The organism is Paraburkholderia sp. EG286A (assembly GCF_040965375.1).
In the GTDB taxonomy this organism is placed as follows: Bacteria; Pseudomonadota; Gammaproteobacteria; order Burkholderiales; family Burkholderiaceae; genus Paraburkholderia.
Window position 1 is genome coordinate 421,262 of sequence record NZ_JBFRCB010000002.1, and the last position, 21,330, is coordinate 442,591.

Consider the following 21,330-nt stretch of genomic DNA (forward strand, 5'->3'; position numbering starts at 1 on the left):
TCTACCTCGATTTCACGAGCTCCATCCGGAGCGAGCGCCAAAGATCACGGAATCGGCTTTGTTCACAGGCGACCATCGCTTCGTCACGGAGATAGCGCAGCAAATGCGTAGATGCCCCGTCAAATCGAATCCAATTCTTGCGAAGGAGGTTAAGAATTTCAACGTCGCTTTTTTTCTCGCGCTCGGGGCCAGTCGGCCTCTTCAACTCGCGCATTGCCTCCGCCACGGCCGATCGAGCCATTTCGGCGGAGAGTTCACGACCATTTAATACTTCGACGAAGTGGCGTAGCGCTCGCTGAGCAAAATCAACACGTGTGCCCGCATATGGAGACCCCTCCAGGCGTTCGTCATAAGGCAGCGCAATGTGGCTGGCATTCGAAGGCAACAAAGCCTGCCCGTAACTCGATGTAATTATGCGGAGTCTATCGATCTGAGATCTCTTGAGCGAAGTTAGCTCTTTCGCGATGAGTGCGAGGTAGCTGCCGGGCATGGCGAGAAGCAGATTGGCTTCTCTGTGCCTATCAAGTAGTGCGCGAAGCGTGCGTTCCTTTCCCAGTTCTGTGGTTAATGCGGTCCACCAGTCACTTGGTTCTGCCCCAAGATGCACGAGCATCGGTCTCAACGAGTTCGTGCCACCGGAAACAGTTAGGTCGTATGAAGGGATCATGTCCGTAGCACCCACGATGCCAAGTCCAGCTGAAACGATATAGAGCGGACTCCGCGATGCCGCCGCAGCGCGCCGAGCCTCAACAAAGCCGCGCCCCATGTAGACGTCCTGCGCCTGCCTTAACGAATGGGAGTTGCGCACCGCATTTGTCCACAGTGCGGCAACGGTGGCGAGCGACCCACTACAGTCGATAGCGGAGAGGACAACGCCGGTTTCGTCAACGCGCTTTCGGTTGGTGCAGTTGGTCACGATGATCGTCTTGCTTGTCATAACTGCACGGCTCCAAAAAATATCTGCTCTGAAACTGCAAGACCAATTGTCTCATAGGCCTACACTTACATGCGAGAAACACGCTGGTCGCACTGGTATAAGTCGCTTTGCTGTGCGCGTCTGTAGCTCGCGCGCAACGCCACCGGGCGAAGCGATTTATTCGGGGTTCGATCATGCGGTGCTGAGCGCTCTTTGCTCGTCGGAAGGGCGCAGTTGGGCGCGCTGAGCAGCAGATCTATCTCGTCTGTCCGCTGCCACCGTTAGTGCTGCACGACCATGTCACGTTCGAAAATTGGGGATCAATCATCCGTTGAACAGGGCGGATTCGCTTATAATCAGCGGTCGCATTGTCACGTTTAACTACCTGCCAATACGGAGGCCGATTGCGCAGTTATGAAAAAGACAACAGCAGGAGAAAGACTCTTTTCCCTAATCCGAGATGAGGTTTTGGATTCCACGGGAGAGGGCCACGTGCGTTGGTCGAACCTTGAGTCGCTCTTCGAGCACATGGGGAACGACGTTAATTATGCGTATTACGTAAAAGGCGCAATAGCCATCAATATCCTAAGACGCCTCCTGCGCTTCTGGGAGGCGGAGCGCGTTCTAAGTGCAGACGAATCGACCTATGTTCGGAAGGTATCCGCGTTCGTCAGGCAAGAGGTGTTTCCGGGTCTCGACGCTAGTTTCGTTAGCAGATTGGCGAGGTCGGTCATAGAGGCGCAGGCGGCTTCGTTTCGGCCAATCAATCCGCAAGTTAGGGAGGCAGTTGTCGGGGAGCGGCGAATGCTCCGGTGCTATCTATGTAATTGCGACCTGGACCCTGCCGCAGAGGAGGGAGATCCGGCGTTCTTAACGCTTGAGCACCTGTGGCCGACGTCGATCGGTGGTAATAGCGTCGAGGAAAATCTACTGCCGGCGTGTGCGCGCTGTCAGGATACGACAAAGGATACAGCTTCTTGGGAATGGTTCAATATACATAATCTGGTATTGCCCAGTGTCCCCTCACGTGGTGCGCTTAACTCGGTTCCGCGCAGGGCGAAATTCGCAAGGCACTACATGGAGGCAATAAAGCTTGCCGACGAGAACAATCTCACCCTGAAGGAAGCGCTTACAAGGCTTGGGCCGATCAACTCGACGATAACCCATGTGAATACCGGTTCGCCCATTACATTCTTTGACCTAAAGACCGCTTGAGAGGAAATTGTGTCGAACAAAAACGAAACAACGGTTGTCGAAAAGAAGGTATATCCCGCATTTAGTTTTCGTCAAAGAGGTGCATCGGCCCCGCAACTGGTGTTGTTTCACGCACCCGTAAAAGACATCCGTGAGTGGGCAAATGTCGCCGAACTCGGACCAAACACACGGGGGCCCCAGCGAGAGAAGAAAGAGGCGCGCGTACAGGCTATTGCAAAATTTCTTAAGGCTGACGAAAAGAATACGATCCCGACTGCTTTGATCTTGGCGTTCGCCGAGGGGCGTGCGACGTTCACCGCATCCACGAGTACCGATATCGCCGGAGGCGGCCTTCTCTCGATAAACGTCGGTTCAAGTCATGCCGCTACCATTGTTGACGGCCAACATCGCCTTTTCGGAATAGACAGCTTTGATCCAAACATGCCGGTGGCAGTGGTGGCCTTGCTAGATGCGGATGCTGTTGAGCGTGCATTTCAGTTTCTAGTTATCAACAACAAGTCGAGTCGGGTACCAGCAACGCACACCAAAGCTTTGCTGGCCAAAATGAAGGGCACACCACTGGCGGCCCGACTGAAGGGCGCAAAGCTCGCTTTCGATGCTGAAGGAATCAAGGATGTCGACCTTGTAAATTCCGACCCAGATAGTCCGTTCTATCAGACTATCGATTGGACCACGACGCCAGAGGCGAATCGCATGGTTCAAGCAACGTCTATTGAAATATCGCTTGATTATATTGCAGGTCTCGGTATTCCGGAGTATTCAGATCGAGATGTTTGTAGAAGCGTGTTTCTGGTTATATGGAAAGCGGTGAAGTCCCAGTGGGGAGGGCTTTGGGTCAAAGATTCGAGACTTGTGTCTAAGGTTGGGATCATTTGCCTGACGCGGTTTATTGCCGATCGCATCACAAGCTGGGCTGATAATGATGATTTGAATATCGAAGTAACTGATCTGGAACAGATTGAGTCTCAGACGAAGAAGATTATTGCCTATATGGATGCAAGGTTCTGGACCACCCCATGGGCAGAGAAAGCTCAGGGAGGATTTGATACCAATCAAGGTCGCGAAAGAGTAATGTCGGCAATAACGCAACTGTATCGAAACGGCAGGCGGGATATAGCATGGTACACAGACATTGACATTATTGAGCGATCTGCGGCGACGGACTAAAGTCGCGACGGCGAGGTATGGCTCCAGATGGGCACGCAGGTGATCGGCCTCGCCACCTGTTGTGCCTACTGTGACGTTCAAAATGCAAAATGATGTCGGGGGCTGGATGCCGCCCAAGTAGTTCGTTGCGGGCTAGGAGATCTCCGGATCGTATAGATATCAGATTTTGCCAATCGCAGCCTGGCGATCGGAGTCGATATCGGTTGTTCAATTTCCCATTGACAAGCGGGGACTCGTGAAAAGTGCGCTGATAGAGCCAATAATTGCTGTTGCCAGCGGTTGTATTTGGTTGATGGTAGCGCCCGATGCTGGGGCGGCAGTTTTTGCGGCGACGTCGATATCGACCCTCGGGATGCGGTTGATGGATCAACTGAGAGGCGATAAACGTCGCGGGATACAGGCTGTTCGCCGCATTGAGAGCGCCGTTCGGGCAGACCTGGAGAAGTGGGCTACCAGTGAGAATGTACCTTGTCTGCCTGACTTGGATATCGTTGAGCGTCTGCTGTTGCAGGAACTCCCATCCCTTCTCGTGAATCGCTCGGCCTTGGCTGCTGCCTCGATTCATCCAGATGGCTTCATTCAGTCTTGCTCCGGCTTACTTCTCAACCAACTATCCGAGCGACATGCGATTTTCTCTGACGCTACGGATGGGGTTGCGCGGAAATTGGTGAGCAATGTCCTCGTGGCTGCGCTCAAGGCTACGCTCGAGGAGAAGGGTGTTTTCGAAAAATTTCAACCATATTTTGCTGTCGCTCTCAATCAGAGCATAGGTATATTGAACCGCGAAGTCGGAGCGATTGACAACAAACTTGACGAAGTGCTTGCTAGGATCGAAGCATCCGGGATAAATGGCGGGTTGAGTCGACCTGAAGTGCGGGCGTTGCTCACGGCTTTCTTTGAGGAGCAGGTTCCGGAAGCGGATGCCCAGCAACTTCTGCTGCAGAAGGCGGATGAATTGCGCGACCTTAAGCGCAAATTTTCGGCTGCTTTGGATGCTGATCAAGATCTGAAAGAAGCACTGGACGGTGCTTTCAAGGCACTCAATGACGGTCGTTACGACGATGTCGCCCAGCGAATCGAAACCATGATTGAGGATGGTGGAGCAAAGGCTGCGCGCAGTCTCGCCGTAACGTTTAGCCTTTATGAACTGCGTGCAGACTTGGCCTACGTCCAGGCGCGCTATGTTTTGGCAGCCAAATTCTACGGCGTAGCAGCAGGGGTCGGCCTAGCTTATAACAAGCACGCTACATGGGTGATGTTGGAGAAACAGGCGCAATCACTCCTTGATCACGGGCGGATGGTTCCGGGCACACGTAGTTTGCAATCCGCAATTGACGTTTGTCGTCGAAGGCTGGAACTAGCGCCTCCCCAAACCCCCATGTACGTGGAAAGTGCAACGCAGTTGATCAACGCGCTCGGAATATATTCCGAGCGTTGTGAGCACGGGGAGGCGTCATTGGTACTCGAGACCGCGATAGGGTTAGGGCGACCAATCTTCCAAAACGTAAATTCGGAGTTGCATCCAGAAATCTGGGTGGGCATGGCAAATGGGCTAGGTGCGACGTTGAACAATGCCGCAAGACTTGCTGTTGGTGAGCAACGCGACGCATTCTTGGAGGAAGCCGTAGCAGTCTTGAAGGCTGGCGACGAAATGGCCTCTCGGCACGGATCAGGCTATTCCCAAAACATCAAAACGAATCTGGCAACGGCAATTCGACTGCAATCGCGAGACGCAGACGAGCGACGTGACAGCCTCGGCAAAGCCATTGAGTATCGCCTTCAAGTCGTAAAGGATTTGGACGATAACGTAAATCCAATTGAGGCTGGAAATGCGTTAGATAGCCTCGGGAACGATTATGCTGCATTAGCGATGAGTGGGAACGAACTCGATCGACAAGCGTTTGTGCGAGCGTTAGTCGCCTACCGCAAGGCACTTGCTAAACGCCCGAGGACGACCTTTTTAGTAAATTGGGCAAGGACGCAGTACAACATTGGATCGCTCTATCTAGCTGCCGCTGGTCTGGAAAGCGACGGACTTCGCCGACGTCGAATTTGGTCGGCCTCCAATCGATTGGAGGCCGCTGTTGCTGAACTGTCGAAAGAGGAAACGCCGCAAGATTGGCTGGTGGTTTCACAGGCACACGCGAGGTCAATGCTCTGGCTCTTGCAGGACGGTGAAGAGATGCCAAGCGCGAGATTGGCGGAGTTGGCCGGAGCTTTGGAAGAAGCATCCGCGTTTGCGGACCATATGGGAAACATAGACTTTGTCATTAGCCTGTTGGAGATGCAAATGGCATTGGCATCACTGACTTATGCTCGGCGCATGCCCGGTGCGATAGAAGTGATCGAACGACAGTCCCAAGCAATCGAAAAAAGGCGATCGTTCTATCGTAATACTCCGTTGACCGAGCTTATTGACATCGTCTACGCCCAACTCGACGTCATGTTGGGCCATTTGAATGGCGACAATGCGCGCGCAAAGCGCGGACTCAAGCTTGCGATAGAATGTAAGCAGCGCACTGAAACAAAGGGGCCCCAGTGGCTAACTACAGAGATTGAGAGCATCCTTCAAGATCTGTGTGGTGTCGTCGCGGAAATGGAGCAAAATGCGGCGTCAGCATGAAGAGGTCGTTTGAGCGAGAACTCGCCGGCCCTTTCGTCATGTGATATGGGGCCGAAGAGCTCGCGAAGGATGCGCATCCAGAGGCACTGACGGTGTATTTTTACCGCCACAGAGGCCTGTTCAGGATTTGTCGACTGCGAGGTAGAACTCAGACGTGTTTCCAATGCGGCAATGGTGTGCATTTGAGGAACAGGTTGGGGGCATTTTCTCAAAAGCCAGTTCTGGCTTGTATACCAGCAGGGTGCTTGGCTCATTAGTTCGATCCTCCTCCGCACAACGCTAATCCCTCACACCGGCTTATGCCATTTGAAGGCTGCGAAGCCTCAGATTCGCAGCCTTCTTTCCATTGACCACTGGAATTTACGCGCAGATTCACCGGCGACGCACGCACGGGCGGACTCGGTTTGTATCCCTGACAATCTTTTTTGAAAGACTGGATCCACAAATCCACTTGGAGTAATCTGCCCCAACGACTCAGCACCCGCAATGGCATCCTCCCGCACCGCACCAAACGGATCAAGCGCACAAAAATGCCTGCCACCAGCGTCCGCAACACCGCCGGGCTAGCCTTAACCGCCGAGGAAGAGGCCTACCGCTTCCTGCTGGAGGCCATCATCGAAGGCCGCTACGCAGCAGGCCAGCGCATCGTCGCCGAGACGGTTGCAGAAGAGCTTTCAATGAGCCGCATGCCTATCCGCGCGGCACTAAAAAGACTTCAAACCGAAGGCCTGATCATCCAGCGCCCCAACCGCGGCGCAATCGTCCGCGGCCTCACAGTGGAAGAAGTCCGGGACATCTTCGACATGCGCATCGCGCTCGAATGCCTGGCCATGCGCGTCGCCGCCCCCCGCTGCACAGAAGCACATCTCACGAAGCTCCAACGCCTGCTGGAAGACATGGACGCCTGCGTAGGCGACACAGACACCTGGGTCCAACGCCACTGCGCATTCCACGAATACCTGTGCGAAATCAGCGGCCGCACGCGCCTCTACCAGCAGATTCACTCGCTCTACACGCTGATCGAAGGCCCCATGCGCCTGTGGATCGAGCAGGCCACCTTCAGACGCAGACGCGCACGCGACGCCCACCAGATCCTCATCGACGCGCTGCGCACCCGCGACCCCGCGCAAGCCGAGCAGGCGCTGCGCGAGCACCTCGAATCAACCGTTCCCCAGATCATCAAGTTCCTCGAATCGCCCGCGTCACGAGCGTAACGCGTCGGCGTCCTAACTGTCGTCGTACCTCACGCAGCTCACATTCAGCCAGGAGCCTCTCGATGTCAGCAAAACAGTTCAAGCGTCTTCGTCTCGCCGCCTGCGCCGGCTTCGCGCTCCTAGCGCAGGTTGCAGGAACCTCCGCGGCGCAGGCCGCCGATCTGGGTCTCGTGAAAGGCGGCACGCTCACCTACTGTTCGAGCATGGACGCGCCGCCGCTCGCATCCTACGACGAGAATCAGCAGCCGCGCGGCTTCTCCGTCGACGTGGCGCATGACGTCGCGAAGCAGCTCGGCAATCTCAAGGTCGAGTGGAAGGTCATGTCCTTCAGCGGGCAGATCCCGGCGCTGCAGGCGAAGCAATGCGATCTCGTGATCGGCCAGCTCTTCGACAAGCCCGAGCGCCGCCAGATCATCGACATCGTCGACTACATGTATTCGAGCCAGTCGATCATGGTGCCGCGCGGCAACCCGCGCCACGTGCGCTCGCTCGACGATCTTTCGGGCATGAAGGTCGCGGTACTTAACGGCACGACCATCAGCACGCTGCTCGACAAGGAGAACGAGAAGCTCAAGGCTGCGGGCAAGCCGCCCATGAACATCGTTGTCTATAGTTCGGATGCCGATGCATTTCAAGCCTTCCGTATAAATCAGGTCGACGCCTACGGCACCACGTCGGAAAGCGCCGCGCATTTCCAGCAGGTCTCGGGCGACATGTTCGAGGAGGCAGTGCCGGGCTTCAATCGCATCGCGACCGGCATTGGCGCGCGCAAGGGCGAGCCGCTTTCGCCGGCCGTGGCGAAGGCCGTGGCCGATCTCGTGAAGAGCGATCGCTACGGCAAGATGCTCGCCACCTGGAAGCTCGAAAACGATCGCCTGTGAGCGCGGGGTGACGCCATGAATTTCAGTTGGGAAATCTTCCGGAAATTCCTGCTGGACCCAAGCCCGGCGTATCTGCACGGTTTGTGGCTCACGTTCTCGATCAGCGCCTGCGCGATCGTGTTCGGCGCCACGCTCGGACTGATCGTCGCGCTCATGCGGCTTTCGTCGAGTCTGCCCGTGCAGTATCTCGCGCGCGGCTATATCTGGGTCATGCGCGGCACGCCGTTGCTCATGCAGATCGTGTTCCTGTACACCGCGTTTGCCGCGGCGAACATCTTTCACTTTCACGATCTCGACTTCGGCATCATCTCGCTGCCCGGCAATATTCAGGCAGCCGTGCTTGCACTCGGCATGAATTCTGCGGCTTATCAGGCGGAGATCATCCGCGCGGGTTTGAGTTCGGTGGATCGCGGCCAGTACGAAGCGTCGCGCTCGCTTGGCATGACTTCGGTGCTGCTCATGCGCCGCGTCGTGCTGCCGCAAGCGTTCCGCGTGATCGTGCCGCCGCTCGGCAACGAGTTCAACGTCATGCTCAAGAACACCACGCTCGTGAGCGTGATCGGCGTGCCGGAACTGCTGCTCAGCACGCAGATGATCACCTCGGTGAACTTCCGCGTGTTCGAGCTGTATCTCGTGCTCGGCATCTACTTCCTCGCGCTCACCACGCTCTGGGGTTTCGTCCAGCGGCGTCTCGAAGCGCACTTCGGCCGCGGCGAGGCGAAGCCGGCTGCGAATACGCGTCTGTTCGGCGCGCAAACGATGAAACTGCTGCGGGGGCGTTGACATGAACGAAGCACGCGAAATCGTCATCGAGGCGTCGGACATCCACAAGTCGTTCGGCCCGACCAAGGTGCTCAACGGCATTTCGTTGAGTGTCGCGAAGGGGGAAGTGGTGGTGCTGATCGGCTCGTCGGGGTCGGGCAAGACCACGTTCATCCGCTGCCTCAATCTGCTCGAGTCGTACGACAGCGGGCGGGTGCGCGTGAACGGCCATCTGCTCGGCTTCGTCGAGCGCCCGAACGGCACACTGGTGCGCGATTCGGCACGCCAGCTCGCGCGGCAGCGCCGCGATATCGGCATGGTGTTCCAGCGCTTCAATCTGTTTCCGCACATGACGGCGCTGGAGAACGTGATCGAGGCGCCTATCCACGTGCTGAAGATGCCACACGAAGAGGCGATCAAGCAGGCGAAGGCGCTAATCGCCCGCGTGGGTCTTGCCGATCGCGCCGACCACTATCCGTCGCAGCTTTCCGGCGGCCAGCAGCAGCGTATCGCCATCGCCCGCGCACTTGCCATGCAGCCGAAAGTGCTGCTCTTCGACGAACCCACCAGCGCGCTCGATCCGGAAACCGTCGGCGAAGTGCTGCAGGTGATGAAGGAGCTGGCGGAAGACGGCATGACGATGGTCGTCGTCACGCACGAAATGGGCTTTGCTCGCGAGGTGGCCGATCGCGTGGTCGTGCTCGACCAGGGCGAGCTGATCGAAGAGGGGCCTCCCGAGCGCATCTTCACTGCGCCTTCGCACCCGCGTACGCAGACGTTCTTGAAGCGCACGTTGCGAACCGCCATGCCTGCCTCTGCGTAGGCAATAGCCGCAATGCTGCGCCACGTGAATTTACACATCATCAGGACACCAAAGAGGAGAACGCTTCGATGCGTAACTTCGAAACGCCGGGCCGCTCGCTCGTCATGGCTCGCAACGGCATGGCCGCGACTTCGCACCCGAGCGCGACGCTCGCCGCCGTCCAGATTCTCGCCGCCGGCGGCAACGCCATGGATGCCGCGATTGCAGCGTGCGCGGTGCAATGCGTGGTCGAACCCGGCTCGACGGGCATAGGCGGCGACTGTTTCGCGCTCTATTCGCGCGGCGGCACCGATGACGTGATCGCCTACGACGGCTCCGGCTGGGCCCCCGCTGCAGCAAGCGCCGAGCGTCTGCGCGCCATGGGCGTGGAAACCATCGCGCGCCATTCGCCGCACGCCGTCACGGTGCCGGGCGCGGTGGACGCATGGACCACGCTTCATCGCGATCACGGCCGGCTGCCGCTGCGCGACGTGCTTGCCCCGGCAATCCGTTACGCGGAAGAAGGCTACGCCGTCGCGCCGCGCACAGCGCACGACTGGGCGGCAGAAGTCGAAACGCTTTCGCGCGACCAGGTCGCGCGTACAACGATGCTTGTCGAAGGCGCAGCGCCGCGAGCGGGAAGTACGCACCGTCAGCCGCGCCTCGCGAACACGCTGCGTGCCATCGCCGAATCGGGCCGCGACGCGTTCTACCGCGGCGCCGTTGCGGCCGATCTCGTCGCGCAGCTTCAGGCGCACGGCGGACTGCACACGCTGGAAGACTTCGCCGAATTCCGCGGCGAATACGTCACGCCGATTCGCGCAAAATTCCGCGGCTACGACGTGATCGAATGCCCGCCGGCGGGGCAGGGTGTCATCGCGCTGCTGTTGCTGCGCCTGCTCGACAAATACGACGCCGAAGGCAGTCCGCTCGACCCCGACCGTCTGCATCGCGAGATCGAGGCGGCCAAGCTCGCCTACGCAGTACGCGACGCGGTGCTGGGCGACCCGCGCCATGGCGGCGTCGATGTCGAGCGCCTGCTATCCGACGACTACGTGGACAGCCTGCGCAGCCGCATCGACCTCGAAGGCGTCCTGGACCCGGCCGCCGCGCTCACGCAAGTCGAACACCGTGACACGGTCTACATCACCGTCGTCGATCGCGACCGCAACTGCGTGAGCTTCATCAATTCGTTGTTCTATCCATTCGGCAGCGGGCTGATGGGCAAGGAATCCGGTGTAATGCTGCACAACCGCGGCATGAGCTTCTCGGTCGAGCCCGGTCATCCCAATGCGATAGCGCCGCACAAGCGTCCGCTGCACACCATCATTCCCGGGATGGTCGCGCGCGACGGGCGCGTGCAGATGAGTTTCGGCGTGATGGGTGGCCACTATCAGGCCATGGGCCATGCGCACTTCCTCTCGAAGGTGCTGCATTACGACCTCGACATGCAGGCCGCGATGGACCTGCCGCGTGTCTTTCCGCGCCCAGGCACGGGTACCGTGGAAATCGAATCGACCTTGCCCGCCAACGCGCGCGCGGTGCTCGCGGATCGCGGCTTCAAGCTCGTGCCCGCTGCGGGGCCGATCGGCGGTTCGCAGGCGATCCGCATTGACTGGGAGCGGGGCGTGTTGACCGGCGCGTCCGATCATCGCAAGGACGGCTGCGCGCTCGGGTATTGAAGCTGTACGCGGTCGAAAAGAAAGGGGCGCGAGCGCCCCTTTTTCGTTACTGCTTGATCTCGGCTTCGACCAGCTTTGCGAGCAGCGCCAGCGACTCCTGCCAGCCCAAATAACAAGCCTCGACCGGAATGATCTCCGGTATGCCTTCCTGCACGACGGTCATTTCCGCGCCGAAGAACACCGCGCGCAGTTCCACCGTCGTCTGCATGGTGCCGGGCAGGTGCTGGTCTTCGAACACACCGGTGTAGCGCAAACGCTCGTTCGGCACGAGTTCGAGATATTCGCCGCCGAACGAATGACCGTGGCCGGCCGTGAAATTCTTGAACGACATCCGGTAGCGGCCGCCGACTTTCGCGTCGAGTTCATGAACCGTGCAGGTGAAGCCGTTGGGCGGCAGCCATTTCACGACTGCGCTCGCGTCGAGAAAGGCGCGATAGATGCGCTCGGGCGGCGCGCGCAGCACACGATGCAGGCGGACGGTGTTCGATGCCATATCTCAGCTCCCAGAGTGGTGGATGCCCTGCAATAGTAGGCCACCCGCCCGGGACCCATCGCCTAAACTTCCCAATACCGAATCAATACCGAACACCTGGCCGCATACCCATCGGCCGGATAGCCCGCAGCCGCTAACCCGCGGCACCCGGAGGTCACCATGAGCGCTCAACCGCTTGCGATGCATCAGGTCGACTACGAAGGCTTCGAGATTCACGTCAGCGCCACGCCCGCCGACGAAGGCGCGAACCGCTACACCTACACGGCCTACGTTTGCCATCCCGGCGCGAATCCGGCGAAGCCGGGCCACACGGTCGCGTATCACGCGGACGGCGACGAAACCTGGCGCAGCGAGCAGGACGCCACCGAAGAGGCGGTCCACGTGGGCCGCAGCATCATCGACGGCACGCACCCCGATCTTTCCGTGCTCTCGCTCGTCACCCACGGCTTCTAGCCCAGCGAGTGAGCCGCCTTCGCGCGCGGCCCGCGCTAGAAAGCGGGCCGCATGCGTCGCGAGAGGGAAGGAGGAAAAAGGCCCGGACCGCAGTCCGGGCAAAGCCACCGGATTTCCGGCGGCGGAGGTTTTCGTGGGCGTGCCGCTTATTTCTGCCGCGCGCATTGCACGCGCGGCGCAGAAATGAACGGCGGGCCCGCTGTCTCCCAATCGGGAGAGCGGGCCCGCCTGGCGTTGCTCGCGTAGTGCGCCGGCACTACGTGTGAGCCGCGATTACTGGCCGAAGTAGGTCGGCTTGATGTTCGGTGCGCGGGTGCCGGTTTGGGCGCTGCCGTTCGTCGATGCGCCGTAGGCCGTGGCTTCTGCTGCGCCGTTCTGCTGGGCGACGCGCTCCTGCGCAGCCTGCAGGTCTGCCGGATAGTATGGGCTCGACAGGTTCGGGCGGTAGCCGGCCTTTTCCAGTTGGACCAGTTCGGCGCGAACTTGGGCGCGCGTCACGGGCGCTTGCTCGGCTTGTGCGAACGACAGGGCCGGAGCGGCGAGGACGGTAGCGGCGAGTGCAGCAGCAATCAGATTCTTCACGGTAACAACCTCCGAAAATTATGTTGTCGATCCGTAACAATCATGTTGTTCGAACCGTTGATGACACTTTATTGCAGTGCACTTCAAAGAAAAATACCGCGATCTAGCAAACATCGTTACTGCAATTGCAATAATTCCGTCGATCTTCGGCGCTTCGGCCGGGCCGAACGCAGCCCGGTGAGGCAAAATAGGGCGCCCAGGGCCGCGCGGTGCGACGGCTGCGTCGCCCGATCGCTTGCTGCGAAACCCATTTCGACGTTCAAGGAGAAACGCCATGAAGAACACTCTCGGCCGCCAGGCGCTGATCGCCGCCGCGCTCGCGGGTCTTGCGACGGCCGGCGCGGGCGTGGCCCACGCGGACGACACCGTGAATTGCTACGGCGTCGCCAAGGCCGGCCAGAACGATTGTTCGAGCAAGACGGGCGTGCACGACTGCGCGGGCCAGGCCAAGGTCGATCACGACAAGGGCGACTTCAAGACCATGCCGAAGGGCACGTGCGAGAAGCTCGGCGGCACGCCGGAACAATGAGCTTTACGGCTGAGGCGGCGCGCAGCTCGGGGCGCGCAGGATGAGCGCGCCAGGCGCACTCTGTGGCGTGGGTATCGGCCTGCGTCACGCGCACTACGAGGCCTTCATGGCGGGGCCGCCTGCGGTCGACTGGATCGAAGTCCACAGCGAAAACTACTTTGGCGAAGGCGGCTACGACCTGCACGTGCTCGAAACCGTGCGCCGCGATTTGCCGGTGAGCCTGCACGGCGTGGGGCTCGGGCTCGGCTCGGCTGCGCCGCTCGATACGGCGCATCTCGCGAGGCTCGCGCGGCTCGTGGCGCGCATCGATCCCGCCGTGGTTTCCGAGCATCTATGCTGGGGCGCGAGCGCGCAAGGCGCGCTGCACGATCTGCTGCCGATGCCCCTCACGCAAGCCTCGCTCGATCACCTGAGTGCGCGCGTCTCGCAGATGCAGGACGCACTGCACCGTACTGTGCTGATCGAAAATGTTTCGACCTACGTACGATTTCGCGGCGATACCTGGAGCGAGGCGGAATTCCTAGCCGCGCTCGCGCAGCGCACGGGCTGCGGCGTGCTGCTCGACGTGAACAATCTTTACGTGAATCAATGCAACCACGGTGAGGACGCAGTGGCGGCCATGGCCGCCCTGCCGCCGCAGATCGTCGGCGAGATTCATCTCGCGGGGCATCGCGCGACGCCCGCCGCCGTGATCGATGATCACGGTTCGCGCGTCGCGCCGGCGGTCTGGTCGCTGTGCGAGGCCGCGCTCGAGCGTTTTGGCGCGACGCCCACACTCATCGAGTGGGACACGGCGGTGCCGGCGCTCGAGGTGTTGCTCGACGAGGCGCGTCTCGCGCGCGAACGCTTCGTGAAGCACGCGCGCAACGCAACGGAGCTGCGCTCATGACTGCGCGCGACACGCTGGAAGCGACGCAACGAGCGTTCGCCGCCGCACTGGATGACCCCGCCGCCGATGCGGCGCTCACCGGCGAACTGCTTCCCGCCGATGCCACGCTGCTGCACGAGCGCATGGGCCTGTATCGCGGCAATGGCCGCGCGGCGCGGCGGCTTGCGCTCGCGAACGCGTATCCCGTGCTCGCAGCACTGACCGGCGAGGCCTGGTTCGATGCACTCGCGCTAGCCTACGCGCGCGCGCATCCTTCACGCGATGCCGATCTGAACCGCTTCGGCGCGCAACTGCCCCAATTCGTCGAGCGCTACGAGACCGACGTACGTTATGCGTATTTCGGCGATGTCGCGCGGCTCGAATGGGCGCTGCACGCCGCCAGTTACGCAGCGAACGCCACGCCACTTAGCGCGCAGCAATGGCAAGCGCTCGGCGCGGAGCGTCTTGCGCAGGCGCGTCTCGCGGTGCATCCCGCCTGCGCTGCGCTCGCGTTACGCTTCGATGCCGTGGCGATCTGGCGGGGGCACCAGCCGGGCGGCGTCTGGCCTGAGCGTGTGGATGTGCCGTCGTGGGCGCTCGTGGTCCGGCCGCAATGGCGGCCCACGGCGCTCGTGCACACGCATGCCGCCCACGCGGCCTTTGTGGCGCTGCGCGACGGCGCCACGCTCGACGACGCGCTTGCCCAAGCCTTCGACATCGACCCGGCTTTCGACTTCGGCGGCCAGTGGCGAGCGTGGATCGAGGTGCGTGCCATCGTCGGCGTGCGCGGCGACTGACCCTGCAGCATGACAAGCGCACACGAAGTCGCTCGATAAAGCAGAGGAATCCAAAGTAACACGGCGCGCGCCACTCGAAACACACTTTAATCAGGAGAATAGGGCGCAAAATCGAGCCACGCCCCAAACGTCCCCCTCGACCGGACTTGCCCGCATAGCCACGCGTCACGCGCCATGCGAGGATGAATGCATACGCACAGCAAGCGCCCGGCAACCGGCGCCGCTGCAAGGCCAGCCCCGAAGGCCCGAGATGATGATCCGCCGACCGAACGCCGTGCTTGCCATCGGCATCGCGCTGGCCGCAGTGCTCACGCTGATCGCCGCGTGGGTCATGGCGCAGATGCGGCACGACGCGCTCGCGAGCGCCCGTGCTGCCGCCTCCAATATGGCGCTGCTTTTCGAGCGCGACACGGCGCGCAATTTCGACGTCTACGACCTTTCGCTGCAGGCCGTCATCGACGCCATCGACGATCCGCGTCTCGCCGCGCTGCCCCCCGACATCCGCCAGAACGTGCTGTTCGACCGCTCGGCCACGGCGAAGAATCTCGGCGCGATCTTCGTCACCAACGCGGCGGGCGACGTGGTGTTCGATTCACGCTCCGTGCCGCCGCGCGCGCTCAATGTGGCCGACCGCGACTATTTCATCGCGCAGCGCGATTCGCCGCACGTGGGGCTCTTTCTGAGCCACCCGTTCATTCCACGCGACGGGCCCGCCAACGCGACCATCGGACTGAGCCGCCGTCTCTCTAACCCCGACGGCTCGTTCGCGGGCGTGGTGGTCGGCACGATGCGGCTCGATTATTTCCGGCAGCTCTTCAGCGGCGTGGACATCGGCACGAACGGCACGCTGGTGCTCACGCTCGCCGACGGCACGCTGCTCATGCGCCGTCCGTACGTTCCCGAGCTGATCGGCAAGAGCGTCGCGGAATCCGAGCTGTTCCAGCGTTTCCAGCGAACCCAGGCTAGCGGCTTCTTCTCGCTAGCCCCCATAGACCGCGTGCGGCGCTGGTTCGCGCTGCGGCGCGTGGACGGCTATCCGCTCGTGTTCAGCGTCGCCGTCGCGGCGGACGACATCTACCGCGAATGGCGCGTGCGCGCCTGGATCATCGGCACGCTCACGGCGGTGCTCGACATCTCGCTGATCGCGCTCGCATTGATGTTCACGCGCCAGTTGCGCCAGCGCGGCGCGGTGGAGGCGGAGCTGCGCGTGCAGGCGGGCACCGACGCGCTCACCTCGCTCGCGAACCGGCGCGCCTTCGAAACCCGCGCGGACCACGAATGGGCGCGCGCACGCCGCTCGGGCAGCCCGCTCGCGCTCGCGCTGCTCGACGTGGACCGCTTCAAGCTCTACAACGACCGCTACGGCCACCTCGCGGGCGACGGCACGCTCGCGGCCGTCGCGCACGCGCTCGGCGCACACGCACGCCGCGCGGCGGACTGTGCGGCTCGCTACGGCGGCGAGGAATTCGTGCTGCTGCTGCCGGACACGGGCGAGGCCCAGGCGCTCGCGCTAGCCGAGAAGGTGCGCGCCGCGATCGAGGCGCTGGCGCTGCCGCACGCCGACAGCCCGAACGGTGTGCTCACGGTGAGCGTGGGCGTGGCCTGTACGACCCAAAGCGCGTTTGCCGACTGGCGCGCGCTGACCGACGCCGCCGACGCTGCGCTTTACACGGCCAAGCGCTCGGGCCGCAATCGCGTGGCGGCATGGCTGCCCGCCACGACCGACGACACGCGCGGCGCGGATGTCGAAGGCCGCTCCGGCTGACCGTGATCAAATTTTACCCGGATAATATTGCGCAATCAAATTTACCCGGGTAATATTCGCCCATCATTGGATACCAGGACGGAGAACACCATGGTGGTGGCGAACGGCTGTACGGCATTTGCGGGCACGCGCCTGATCGCGCGCGGCGCGCCGCTTCAGGTGGCGCTGGCGGTCAAGGCGGAACTCGAGCGCGAAGTGAACGAAAACGGGAACGAAAGCGGCGCAACGGTGCTGGTCTTCGACGACCGCGACGCGCGCCCGGTCGAGTTCGATCTGCGCGGCTCGGCAAAGGACATCGAGGCGCGCATCGCCGCGCAGGCCAGTCACGAGCAAAGCACAGCCGCGCCGGACGTCATCGACGAAGCCGCCCCGGAGGACGCCCCGCGTGGCCGCGGCCGCCCGAAGCTCGGCGTGGTGGCGCGCGAGGTGACGCTGTTGCCGCGCCACTGGGACTGGCTCGGCGCGCAGCCCGGCGGCGCGTCGGTGGTGCTGCGCCGGCTCGTGGACGCCGCGCGCCACGCGAGCGAGGCACGCGAACGCGTGCGCACGGCCCAGGAAGCCGCGCACCGCTTCATGACTGCGCTGGCCGGCAATCTGCCGGATTACGAGGAGGCGTTGCGCGCGCTGTACGCGGGCGAGCGTAGCCGCTTCGAAGCGGCGAATGCGCGCTGGCCGGAAGACGTGCGCGACTACGCGCGGGAACTGGCGCGAGCCGCATTCGCCTGAACGCGTGAAAGGCTCAAATTGCGCGGGCAAAAAAAACCGCTCCAGCGGGGAGCAGGAGCGGGGAAGTCGGAGAGTTACAACTTGCCAACTCTGCATGAACTCTCGTGGGGGTCACGCAGCAACGCCAGTCTAGATCCAGCATCCCGCCCTCAATATAGGAGGAGTCTGAAACTCCATCCGGTGTCGACTTCCTGACTCACGTCGACGGCTGCCGCGATTGTTTCGGACGCCCGACATCCGGCTTGCCACGCGGTTTGCGGCTCCGTACACTCCCGCCTGACCTGCATCAAGGGCGGCCGTTGCATCGATGCGCGCGCGCCAACAATCAAAACCACAACCAGATCGCCAATCACGCCGACAAGAGGAACCCATGTCCGACTCCTATTTCCCCCGCTGGCGCGCGCAGACGGGTGACACCCGCGGCGTCGTGGCCCCCGACGAGCGCCTGCCCTGGCCGCAGATGTTCGCCATGGGCGTGCAGCACGTCGTCGCCATGTTCGGCTCGACCGTGCTCGCGCCGCTGCTCATGGGCTTCGACCCGAACCTGTGCATTTTCATGTCGGGTGTCGGCACGCTGCTGTTCTTCGTGGTGGTGGGCGGGCGCGTGCCGAGCTATCTCGGTTCGAGCTTCGCGTTCATCGGTCTCGTGATCGCCGTGACGGGCTACGGCGGGCAGGGCCCCAATCCCAACATTCCGGTCGCGCTCGGCGGCATCATCGCGTGCGGCGTGGCCTATACGTTGATCGGCCTGCTCGTCTCGGCCGTCGGCACCAGGTGGATCGAAACGCTCATGCCGCCGGTGGTGACCGGCTCGATCGTCTGCGTGATCGGGCTGAATCTCGCGCCCATCGCGGTGAAGGGCGTGAGCGGCTCGATCTTCGACTCGTGGATGGCCATCGTCACCGTGCTCTGCGTGGGCGGCGTGGCCGTGTTCACGCGCGGCATGCTGCAGCGTTTGCTGATTCTCGTCGGCCTGTTGATCGCCTATGTGATCTACGCGATCGTCACGAACGGCATGGGCCTCGGCAAGCCGATCGACTTCTCGATCGTCGCGAACGCCGCCTGGTTCGGCATGCCGAAGTTCACCGCGCCGGTGTTCGACCCGCACGCCATGACGCTGCTCGTGCCGATCGCCGTGATTCTGGTGGCGGAGAACCTCGGCCACATCAAGGCCGTTTCCGCGATGACGGGCTACAACCTCGACCGCTATGTGGGCCGCGCGTTCATCGGCGACGGCCTCGCCACGATCGTCTCGGGTTTCGCGGGCGGCACGGGTGTCACGACCTACGCGGAAAACATCGGCGTGATGGCCGTGACGAAGATCTACTCGACGCTCGTGTTCGTGATCGCCGCGCTCATCGCGCTCGTGCTCGGCTTCTCGCCGAAGTTTGGCGCCGTCATTCAGACGATTCCGGGCCCGGTGCTGGGCGGCGTCTCGATCGTCGTGTTCGGTCTGATCGCCGTGACGGGCGCGCGTATCTGGGTCGTCAACAAGGTGGACTTCTCGGACAACCGCAATCTGATCGTCGCCGCGGTCACGCTCGTGCTCGGCGCGGGCGACTTCTCGCTCAAGCTCGGCGGCTTCGGGCTGGGCGGCATCGGCACCGCCACGTTCGGCGCGATCATCCTCTACGCGCTGCTGCGCCGCAAACCGGCGCAGGAAGCGGCGGTTTAAGCCCCACCGCTTTACCGCGACATGCGGCGCCGGTCCTCGGCGCCGCGTTTTTCCCTCTCCCGTTTTTTCCCGCTCTGCGCGAGGCGCCCCCTCAGTTGCGATTGCGTCCGCGCGTCGTCATCGCGGTTTCCGAAAGATCGACTTCGCGCATCAGCTTCGCCAGCGTTTCGTCGTTGATCTGCATCTGGTTGCGCAGCTTGAGCAGCGTCGCGCGTTCGGCGCGCATGCCGGCGAGGCGCATTTCCATTTCCAGCGCGTCCGAGCGGCGCGCGTTCGCGCTGCGGTCGCGGTCGGCGTCGAGCGAGGCGAGGCGCCGGCGGTAGGCGTCCATCACGCGCGCGGTCGTGTCGGCGGCGTAGGCGGCCTGGGATTCGTCGAGATCCTCGCTGACCTTTTCGTGCACCGCATCCACGGCGCGGATGCCCGCTTGCGCCGCCTGGATGCGCGCCGCGCGTTCCTCGGCCGCGTGCGGTCCCTGCGCGCCGCGCCGTACACCGCGCAGCAGGAGCGGCAGGCCCACGATCGCCACCAGCAGCGAGGCGAGGATCACGCCCGTCGCGATGAAAATGGCGCTGTCGCGCCCGGGCAGCGGGCTGCCGTTGGCGAGCGCCACGGGCAGCGAGAGCACGCCCGCGAGCGTCACCGCGCCGCGCACGCCCGCCACCGTGGTGATCGCCACGGTGCGCAGGCCCGGCACCGCGTTCGCCACGCCGTGACGCGCGGCGCCGCGGCTCGCCACCCAGCGCAGCAGCCACACCCAGCCGAAGCGCATGGCGTAGAGCGCCGCGAGCACGGCGGCGATATAGCCGATCAGGCGCAGCATCTGCACGTTGCTCGTGTGGTGCGCGTCGAGCAGCGCCTTGCCGAGAATGCCCGGGAACTGCAGGCCGAGCAGCGTGAACACCATGCCGTTGAAGACGAACTCGATCATCGACCAGGTGCTCGTGGCGCGCACGCGCGTCGACACCGGGCCTTTGTGCGCGACGCTCGTGAAGTTCATCGTCATGCCGGCGGAAACGGCCGCGAGCACGCCCGACACCTCGAGATGCTCGGCGAACAGATACGCCGCGAACGGAATCAGCAAGGTGAGCACGACGCCGGGCGCGGGGTCGCCCTCTTCGGTCATGTTGAGAAAGCGCGCCGACACGAAGCTGAAGAGCCAGCCGATCGCTGCCCCCAGCGCCAGACCGCCCGCCGCGATCACGACGAAGCTGAGCGCCGCCGAGCGCAGCGAAAAGTAGCCGGTGAGCGCTGCCGCCACGGCGAACTTGAGCGCGACGAGGCCCGCGGCGTCGTTCATCAGCGCTTCGCCTTCGAGGATGTGCATGAGCTGCGCGGGAATGCGGTCCTTGCCGGCGATGCCCGAGAGCGCGACGGCGTCGGTCGGCGAGAGCACGGCGGCGAGCGCGAACGCCACGGGCAGCGAGATCTGCGGCACGAGCCAGTGCACGAAATAGCCCACGGCGACGACCGTCAGCAGCACGAGGCCGAGCGCGAGCATGAGGATCGCGCGGCGCTGCATGAAGAACTCGCGCTTGGGCATGCGCCAGCCGTCCGCGAACAGCAGCGGCGGAATGAACAGCGCCATGAAGATGTCGGGATCGAACGTGACGTGCGGGTTCACGAGCGGAAACGTGAGCAGCGCGCCGATGCCGATCTGCACGAGCGGCAGCGGCAGCTTGAGGGGCACGGTGCGCGCGATGATGCCGGACACGGCAACAGCAAGCAGCAGAATGAGAACGGTGAAGAGAATGTCCATCGAAAAACGTAGCGGGGGCCAAACGGAGCCAAACGGGACCACACGGGACCAGGCGGGGGAAGCGTTGAAGAGGGCACAGACGCCTCTTTTCACGCGCGGTGCGGCACGGCGTTCTGGCGCGCATTAGAGAGAGGGGCGCGCCGGTCGAGGGACAGTGTAGCCTGACGCGTCTGTAAGCCGCCGCGAAGCGCGCAGGGCGAATGCGTGGTGAGCCCGCTTTTTGCCGAAAATGCGGCAATTTGTCCGCTTTGTGTGCGCCACGACCGAAGCAAAGGCGCGTGGAAAGGCGCACGATATCGGTGCGCCGTGCGATCTCTCGCGCGGTGCATGGCGTGCCCAATCGCTGCGCACGCGACGGGCGCGAATGCATTTGCCGATGCGTGCCAGATCGCAGTGCGAGCGAGCACGGACCTTGCTTGAT

At 62.3% G+C, this 21,330-nt stretch carries 19 protein-coding genes; 15 read left to right on the forward strand and 4 right to left on the reverse strand.

Annotated elements, in window-relative coordinates:
- Position 1 precedes the first annotated feature (1 nt).
- Complete coding sequence (locus tag AB4Y35_RS08600) at positions 2-937, reverse strand: hypothetical protein (RefSeq protein WP_368704103.1); 936 nt, start codon at positions 935-937, stop codon at positions 2-4.
- Positions 938-1,330: 393 nt separating this feature from the next.
- On the opposite strand from AB4Y35_RS08600, the gene AB4Y35_RS08605 reads away from it, so the two are divergent.
- From AB4Y35_RS08605 to ggt, 8 genes are all read left to right on the forward strand, one after another.
- Positions 1,331-2,131, forward strand: coding sequence for an HNH endonuclease (locus AB4Y35_RS08605; protein WP_368704104.1), 801 nt, complete (start codon positions 1,331-1,333; stop codon positions 2,129-2,131).
- 9 nt (positions 2,132-2,140) lie between these two features.
- A complete protein-coding gene (locus AB4Y35_RS08610) occupies positions 2,141-3,298 on the forward strand; it encodes a DGQHR domain-containing protein (RefSeq protein ID WP_368704105.1) in 1,158 nt (385 codons plus the stop codon).
- Between the two features lie 235 nt (positions 3,299-3,533).
- Entirely contained in the window at positions 3,534-5,921 is a 2,388-nt protein-coding gene (locus tag AB4Y35_RS08615; RefSeq protein ID WP_368704106.1) for a hypothetical protein, read from the forward strand.
- Positions 5,922-6,346: 425 nt separating this feature from the next.
- Positions 6,347-7,135, forward strand: a complete 789-nt coding sequence (locus AB4Y35_RS08620; RefSeq protein WP_368704107.1) for a GntR family transcriptional regulator — start codon at positions 6,347-6,349, stop codon at positions 7,133-7,135.
- A 62-nt stretch (positions 7,136-7,197) separates the two neighbouring features.
- A complete protein-coding gene (locus AB4Y35_RS08625; RefSeq protein ID WP_368704108.1) occupies positions 7,198-8,016 on the forward strand; it encodes an ABC transporter substrate-binding protein in 819 nt (272 codons plus the stop codon).
- Positions 8,017-8,031: 15 nt separating this feature from the next.
- Positions 8,032-8,799: an amino acid ABC transporter permease gene (locus AB4Y35_RS08630; protein WP_042265588.1), complete on the forward strand. Its 768-nt coding sequence runs from the start codon at positions 8,032-8,034 to the stop codon at positions 8,797-8,799.
- Between the two features lies 1 nt (position 8,800).
- Positions 8,801-9,601, forward strand: a complete 801-nt coding sequence (locus AB4Y35_RS08635) for an amino acid ABC transporter ATP-binding protein (protein WP_368704109.1) — start codon at positions 8,801-8,803, stop codon at positions 9,599-9,601.
- A gap of 68 nt (positions 9,602-9,669) precedes the next feature.
- Positions 9,670-11,262 carry a gamma-glutamyltransferase gene (ggt, locus tag AB4Y35_RS08640; RefSeq protein ID WP_368704110.1) on the forward strand — a complete coding sequence of 531 codons (1,593 nt, stop codon included), beginning with the start codon at positions 9,670-9,672 and terminating at the stop codon, positions 11,260-11,262.
- Between the two features lie 46 nt (positions 11,263-11,308).
- Here the strand turns inward: ggt and AB4Y35_RS08645 are convergent, their stop codons facing one another.
- Positions 11,309-11,755 (reverse strand): SRPBCC family protein, encoded by a 447-nt coding sequence (locus tag AB4Y35_RS08645; RefSeq protein WP_133185444.1) that lies wholly within the window; start codon positions 11,753-11,755, stop codon positions 11,309-11,311.
- A 159-nt stretch (positions 11,756-11,914) separates the two neighbouring features.
- Here AB4Y35_RS08645 and AB4Y35_RS08650 point away from each other — a divergent pair, with 159 nt between their 5' ends.
- Complete coding sequence (locus AB4Y35_RS08650; protein WP_368704111.1) at positions 11,915-12,208, forward strand: hypothetical protein; 294 nt, start codon at positions 11,915-11,917, stop codon at positions 12,206-12,208.
- 273 nt (positions 12,209-12,481) lie between these two features.
- Here AB4Y35_RS08650 and AB4Y35_RS08655 read toward each other — a convergent pair whose 3' ends face one another.
- Positions 12,482-12,790, reverse strand: coding sequence for a DUF4148 domain-containing protein (locus AB4Y35_RS08655; protein WP_368704112.1), 309 nt, complete (start codon positions 12,788-12,790; stop codon positions 12,482-12,484).
- A 274-nt stretch (positions 12,791-13,064) separates the two neighbouring features.
- Here AB4Y35_RS08655 and AB4Y35_RS08660 point away from each other — a divergent pair, with 274 nt between their 5' ends.
- The 6 genes from AB4Y35_RS08660 to AB4Y35_RS08685 all read left to right on the forward strand — a co-directional run bounded on the left by AB4Y35_RS08660 (position 13,065) and on the right by AB4Y35_RS08685 (position 19,150).
- Positions 13,065-13,319: a DUF2282 domain-containing protein gene (locus AB4Y35_RS08660; protein ID WP_324159952.1), complete on the forward strand. Its 255-nt coding sequence runs from the start codon at positions 13,065-13,067 to the stop codon at positions 13,317-13,319.
- A 40-nt stretch (positions 13,320-13,359) separates the two neighbouring features.
- Positions 13,360-14,208, forward strand: a complete 849-nt coding sequence (locus tag AB4Y35_RS08665) for a DUF692 family multinuclear iron-containing protein (protein ID WP_368704113.1) — start codon at positions 13,360-13,362, stop codon at positions 14,206-14,208.
- On the forward strand, positions 14,205-14,984 hold the full coding sequence (locus AB4Y35_RS08670) for a putative DNA-binding domain-containing protein (RefSeq protein WP_368704114.1): 780 nt from the start codon (positions 14,205-14,207) through the stop codon (positions 14,982-14,984). Before AB4Y35_RS08665 ends, AB4Y35_RS08670 begins: the two co-directional genes overlap by 4 nt.
- A gap of 250 nt (positions 14,985-15,234) precedes the next feature.
- Positions 15,235-16,749 (forward strand): diguanylate cyclase, encoded by a 1,515-nt coding sequence (locus AB4Y35_RS08675; RefSeq protein ID WP_368704115.1) that lies wholly within the window; start codon positions 15,235-15,237, stop codon positions 16,747-16,749.
- 90 nt (positions 16,750-16,839) lie between these two features.
- Entirely contained in the window at positions 16,840-17,475 is a 636-nt protein-coding gene (locus tag AB4Y35_RS08680; protein ID WP_368704116.1) for a DUF2239 family protein, read from the forward strand.
- Positions 17,476-17,845: 370 nt separating this feature from the next.
- Positions 17,846-19,150 (forward strand): solute carrier family 23 protein, encoded by a 1,305-nt coding sequence (locus AB4Y35_RS08685; RefSeq protein ID WP_368689386.1) that lies wholly within the window; start codon positions 17,846-17,848, stop codon positions 19,148-19,150.
- 91 nt (positions 19,151-19,241) lie between these two features.
- Here AB4Y35_RS08685 and AB4Y35_RS08690 read toward each other — a convergent pair whose 3' ends face one another.
- Complete coding sequence (locus AB4Y35_RS08690) at positions 19,242-20,909, reverse strand: Na+/H+ antiporter (protein WP_368704117.1); 1,668 nt, start codon at positions 20,907-20,909, stop codon at positions 19,242-19,244.
- Between the last annotated feature and the right edge of the window lie 421 nt (positions 20,910-21,330).

Coding starts and splice junctions, on each gene's coding strand:
- AB4Y35_RS08600 (WP_368704103.1), bottom strand. CDS start 937: ATGACAAGCAAGACGATCATCGTGACCAACTGCACCAACCGAAAGCGC.
- AB4Y35_RS08605 (WP_368704104.1), top strand. CDS start 1,331: ATGAAAAAGACAACAGCAGGAGAAAGACTCTTTTCCCTAATCCGAGAT.
- AB4Y35_RS08625 (WP_368704108.1), top strand. CDS start 7,198: ATGTCAGCAAAACAGTTCAAGCGTCTTCGTCTCGCCGCCTGCGCCGGC.
- AB4Y35_RS08630 (WP_042265588.1), top strand. CDS start 8,032: ATGAATTTCAGTTGGGAAATCTTCCGGAAATTCCTGCTGGACCCAAGC.
- AB4Y35_RS08635 (WP_368704109.1), top strand. CDS start 8,801: ATGAACGAAGCACGCGAAATCGTCATCGAGGCGTCGGACATCCACAAG.
- ggt (WP_368704110.1), top strand. CDS start 9,670: ATGCGTAACTTCGAAACGCCGGGCCGCTCGCTCGTCATGGCTCGCAAC.
- AB4Y35_RS08645 (WP_133185444.1), bottom strand. CDS start 11,755: ATGGCATCGAACACCGTCCGCCTGCATCGTGTGCTGCGCGCGCCGCCC.
- AB4Y35_RS08650 (WP_368704111.1), top strand. CDS start 11,915: ATGAGCGCTCAACCGCTTGCGATGCATCAGGTCGACTACGAAGGCTTC.
- AB4Y35_RS08660 (WP_324159952.1), top strand. CDS start 13,065: ATGAAGAACACTCTCGGCCGCCAGGCGCTGATCGCCGCCGCGCTCGCG.
- AB4Y35_RS08665 (WP_368704113.1), top strand. CDS start 13,360: ATGAGCGCGCCAGGCGCACTCTGTGGCGTGGGTATCGGCCTGCGTCAC.
- AB4Y35_RS08670 (WP_368704114.1), top strand. CDS start 14,205: ATGACTGCGCGCGACACGCTGGAAGCGACGCAACGAGCGTTCGCCGCC.
- AB4Y35_RS08675 (WP_368704115.1), top strand. CDS start 15,235: ATGATGATCCGCCGACCGAACGCCGTGCTTGCCATCGGCATCGCGCTG.
- AB4Y35_RS08680 (WP_368704116.1), top strand. CDS start 16,840: ATGGTGGTGGCGAACGGCTGTACGGCATTTGCGGGCACGCGCCTGATC.
- AB4Y35_RS08685 (WP_368689386.1), top strand. CDS start 17,846: ATGTCCGACTCCTATTTCCCCCGCTGGCGCGCGCAGACGGGTGACACC.
- AB4Y35_RS08690 (WP_368704117.1), bottom strand. CDS start 20,909: ATGGACATTCTCTTCACCGTTCTCATTCTGCTGCTTGCTGTTGCCGTG.